Origin of the sequence: Mesorhizobium sp. M1E.F.Ca.ET.063.01.1.1 (assembly GCF_003998155.1) — a bacterium.
Classification (GTDB): domain Bacteria; phylum Pseudomonadota; class Alphaproteobacteria; order Rhizobiales; family Rhizobiaceae; genus Mesorhizobium.
In genome coordinates this window covers 1-3,921 of sequence record NZ_RZSC01000570.1, presented here as the reverse complement: position 1 = coordinate 3,921, position 3,921 = coordinate 1, and the positions used below count along the sequence as shown (strand labels likewise).

5 protein-coding genes and 1 pseudogene are annotated in these 3,921 nt (G+C 63.4%); 4 read left to right on the top strand and 2 right to left on the bottom strand.

Features of this window, described 5'->3' with window-relative positions:
* Window positions 1–76 precede the first annotated feature (76 nt).
* Entirely contained in the window at window positions 77–964 is an 888-nt protein-coding gene (locus EOA29_RS28200; RefSeq protein WP_126094690.1) for a transcriptional regulator GcvA, read from the bottom strand.
* Window positions 965–1,083: 119 nt separating this feature from the next.
* Between EOA29_RS28200 and EOA29_RS28195 the strand changes: the two genes are divergently transcribed.
* The 3 genes from EOA29_RS28195 (at window position 1,084) to EOA29_RS28185 (ending at window position 2,986) form a co-directional block, all read left to right on the top strand.
* Window positions 1,084–1,569, top strand: coding sequence for a VOC family protein (locus EOA29_RS28195; protein WP_126094689.1), 486 nt, complete (start codon window positions 1,084–1,086; stop codon window positions 1,567–1,569).
* Between the two features lie 34 nt (window positions 1,570–1,603).
* Window positions 1,604–2,335, top strand: coding sequence for an SDR family oxidoreductase (locus EOA29_RS28190; protein WP_126094688.1), 732 nt, complete (start codon window positions 1,604–1,606; stop codon window positions 2,333–2,335).
* 318 nt (window positions 2,336–2,653) lie between these two features.
* The gene (locus EOA29_RS28185) at window positions 2,654–2,986 is read left to right on the top strand and encodes a hypothetical protein (RefSeq protein WP_126094687.1); all 333 of its coding nucleotides are present in this window, start codon (window positions 2,654–2,656) and stop codon (window positions 2,984–2,986) included.
* A gap of 82 nt (window positions 2,987–3,068) precedes the next feature.
* On the opposite strand, the gene EOA29_RS28180 is transcribed toward EOA29_RS28185, so the two are convergent.
* Window positions 3,069–3,311, bottom strand: coding sequence for a DUF1127 domain-containing protein (locus EOA29_RS28180; RefSeq protein ID WP_126094686.1), 243 nt, complete (start codon window positions 3,309–3,311; stop codon window positions 3,069–3,071).
* 170 nt (window positions 3,312–3,481) lie between these two features.
* On the opposite strand from EOA29_RS28180, the pseudogene EOA29_RS28175 reads away from it, so the two are divergent.
* A pseudogene (locus EOA29_RS28175) lies at window positions 3,482–3,921 on the top strand (hypothetical protein); the annotation flags it as partial.

Here is a 3,921-nt window from a genome sequence, read left to right as displayed (position 1 = left end):
CCCCATTGCCGCAGGAAGTGCAGGCTGGCTGCCATGTTTCGAAGGCAGCAAGGCGCTGTGCAGACGGTCGCTGAACTCAGCCCGGCCCGATCTCCGAAAACAACCAATCCCGAAAAGCCTTCACCTTGCGCTGGCGGATCGCCTCTGGTGGGTAGACGAGGTAGAAGCTGGAGACGGCTTTCAACGCGTGGTCGAAAGGCCGAACCAGCCTGCCGGTGGCGAGGTCGGCCGAAACCAGCATGGTGCGGCCAAGCACCACGCCTTCGCCCTGCACGGCCGATTCCACCGCGAAGGTGGCGGAATCGAAGGTGAGCCCGCTGTTCGGGTCGACGCCCTCGACGCCGGCGCTGGCAAGCCAAGCCGCCCAGTCGATCCGATAGCCGTCGCGGATCAGCGTGTGATGTTTGAGGTCCTCAGGCTTCTTGAGCGGATGCGGTCCCTCCAGGAGCCTGGGGCTGCAGACGGGAAAAACCTCCTCGCCGGTGAGGAATTCCGACGTCAGCCCCGGATAATCGCCGCTGCCGTAACGGATGGCGACATCGATGCCGTCGCCGCGAAAATTGGTGAGCTTGCCGGTGGTCGAGACGCGTACGTCGATGTCGGCATGCGCCCGATGGAATCGGTAGAGCCGGGGCACCAGCCATTTTCCGGCAAAGCCGTCCGACGTGCTGACATTCAAGGTCGAGCCAGAGAGGCGGGAGGTCGCCGTGTGGGTGGCGACCGAGAGCTGGTCGAGCGCCTCGCGCACCGCCCGCGCATAGGGCTCGCCGACAGGGGTGAGGCGCACCGAGCGCGTCGCGCGCTCGAAGAGCTGCACGCCGAGCTGGTCCTCGAGATGTTTTACCGCGCGGCTGACGGCGCCATGCGTGACGTTGAGCTCGTCTGCCGCCCTGGAGAAATTCAGGTGGCGCGCGGCGGCCTCGAAGGCCGGCAATGCATTCAACGGCGGCAGCTTGCGGGTCACGGCGAGAAAGTCATTTGTGAGTGACGGTAACAAATACTTGCTAAATTTTGGTTTGTCTGTCGAGCTTTTGCCAGCCAAAAATCCTCACAGGATTTGTGATCAAAAATCACGAGGCAAACGTGGCTACCGTTCATCCCTTCCTCTGGTTCAACCTCGATGCCGAAGAGGCGCGCGACTTCTATCTGTCGGTGTTCAGGAACGGCCGGGCGCTGGGCGCGATCGAATTCACCGACTTCGTCGGCGGCACCAACGGGACGGTGCCGCACGCGATCTTCGACTTCGAGCTCGAAGGGCAGCGCTTCACCGCGCTCAACGCCGGCGGGGTGCCGCCCTTCAATGAAAGGATCTCGCTCTACGTCGAGACCAGCGACCAGGCCGAGACCGACTACTACTGGAATGCGCTGACTGCAGGCGGCGGCTCGGAAAAACCCTGCGGCTGGCTCAAGGACAAATTCGGCGTCTATTGGCAGGTCATCCCGGAGCCGGCGCTGCGCCTGATGAACGATCCGGACCGTGAGAAGGCCGACCGGGCGCGGCAGGCGATGTACAAGATGAGCAAGATCATCCTCGCCGATATCGAAGCGGCCCACGCCGGCCGCGCATAATTTTCAACCCCATAGCTGGAAGACGGAGGACCCCATGACCACGCTCAGGGACAAGAAAATCATCGTCGTCGGAGGCAGCTCCGGCATCGGTTTCGGCGTGGCGGTGGCAGCGCTCGAAGGTGGCGCTAAGGTGGTGATCGCCGGCCGTTCGGCGGACAAGCTGAAGGCCGCCGTAGCGAAACTCGCCGGGGCAGGGCGCGTGATGGGCGTTGCGGCCGACATGGCCAACGAGGGGGACGTCGCCCACCTGTTCGACGAAGCCGGCGCCTTCGATCATCTGGTGGCGACGGCCGGCACGCCGCCGCCCAACTATCCGATCGGCGAGGCCGACATGGATTTCGTGCGCCAGTTCGTCGACGGCAAGCTGGTCGGCGCCGTGATGCTGGCCAAGCACGCCGTGCGCACGCTGAGGAAAGGCGGCTCCATGACCTTCACCTCCGGTATAAACAAGGACCGACCGCCGGTTCCCGGCGGCTCGGTCGTCTCGGCGATCGCCGGCTCCTTCACCTATTTCGCCCGCGCGCTGGCGCTCGAGCTTGCGCCGACCCGCGTCAACATCGTTTCGCCCGGCTGGGTCGATACCGAGATGTGGGACGAGATCGTCGGCGAGGCCAAGGCAGGCTATTTCGACCAGATGGGCGCCCGCATCCCGGCGGGAAAGATCGCGACACCTGCCGATGTTGCGCCCGCCTATCTCTATCTGATGCAGAACGCATTCATGACCGGCGAGACGATCCACATCGATGGCGGGCAGCGGCTGGTCTGAGCGGGCAAGGCAGAAGGCTGGTTCGAAGTCCGGTTTCGACCCAAGCGCCCTTTGTTTTGGCCGGGAGCTAACCAGTCCTCACGCTGTTTGCCTTCCGTAGATGCAGCCGACGCGTAGCCGGACGTCTGTCTACGGAGCTTCGCCGATCTTCAGCCTGTGATGCCGGCGCCCTGCATATCGGCCCAGATGCCGCCCGCCCGCCGCCGATGCAGACCGCGGTGGCCTTGTTGGGCATTCACGGACTAATGGCTTTTCTAGCAGAACGCTAATATACATGATGCTCGAGCGTGCAGCGCCTCCGCATATTCGAGGAATGCCATGCGAAGGTTCATCCTCACAGCTATGTGCCTTGCCGCCGCGACAGGCGCCAATGCTCATGATTGGTACGAAAACAAGGTCGATCCGGTAACGAAATTCAAGTGTTGCGGCGGTTTTGATTGCCGTCCCATACCGCAGTCGTCGGTGCAGTCCCGGGTCGACGGCGGCTACGTTTATTTGCCCGATGATTTCAACATCCCGCGAGACCGGGTGCAGGAATCGCCGGACGACCAATACCATATCTGCGAGAACAACTACGTCATAACCAATCAGCCCTATTTGCGCTGTTTCTTCGCACCACGGGTGAAGGTCTCTCTACTGCCCTCGCGTTGAGGACGCGACCGGGGCAGGCGCGCCGGCAGCCGATCGGCACACCCAGGCAGTCGCGCCGCCGGTCCTTCGAATTTCGCCGACCTCACCTCATCGACATCAGATCGGTCCAGAGGCTGGCTCCTACGACGAACTTTCGCTGATCGGACTCTGAGCAGCCGATATCTTTCAACTGGTCGGGCGTCAGGTCTGCTAACGCCCTGCGCCCTGCGATCGTGCGCCGCCAGGCCGTGCAGGCAGCGACTGCTGTCGCCATGCTGTTCGACGCTGCCCCAAGCAGCCGGTATTTCGATGCGCGGGTCTCCGCGTGAGTGTCCGTGTGTGCCATTTTGCTCTCCCGTTCCAGATTACGGTGGCAGCTTGTCACACACGCGATTTGCGGCTGTTCAGCCAGGCGTGAACCATTGGGGGCAGTCCGGCGGGCCGCCGTTAAATCCGCGTTAAATCGACCGGCGAAGATGCTATTCTGCCGGCGCGTTCGAAATTCGGAGGGGCGTCGTGCGCATCCGGTTGCTTGGCGGTCTCGAAGTGACTTCGGCAGAGGGGCAGCCCGTCCGCTTCGCAACGCGCAAGTCGGCGCTTCTTTTTGCCGCCCTGGTCCTGGCGGGTCGCCGCGGCCACCATCGCGAACGGCTTTGCGAAGGGTTTTGGCCGGGACGGGGCGATGCGCAATCGCGAAACAGCCTGCGCCAGGCGCTGGCCGACATCAGGCGATGGTTTCCCGCCGCCGCCAATGCGGCCATTTCCATCGACGGAGATCAGGAAACGGTGGCTCTGACCGCCGGCCCGGACGAAGCCGATATCTGGCTCTTCGAGCGCCAGCTCGCCGAAAGCGGGACGGCGGACCTCGCCTGCGCCGCCGACCTCTACCGTGGCGATGTGCTTGCGGGCGAAGCCATTCCCGACGGCCTGGATGAATGGTTCAGCCCATATCAGGT

Bases quoted from the DNA above. Each gene is read 5' to 3' on its own strand.
- EOA29_RS28180 (WP_126094686.1), bottom strand. From the start codon at position 3,311: ATGGCACACACGGACACTCACGCGGAGACCCGCGCATCGAAATACCGG.
- EOA29_RS28190 (WP_126094688.1), top strand. From the start codon at position 1,604: ATGACCACGCTCAGGGACAAGAAAATCATCGTCGTCGGAGGCAGCTCC.
- EOA29_RS28185 (WP_126094687.1), top strand. From the start codon at position 2,654: ATGCGAAGGTTCATCCTCACAGCTATGTGCCTTGCCGCCGCGACAGGC.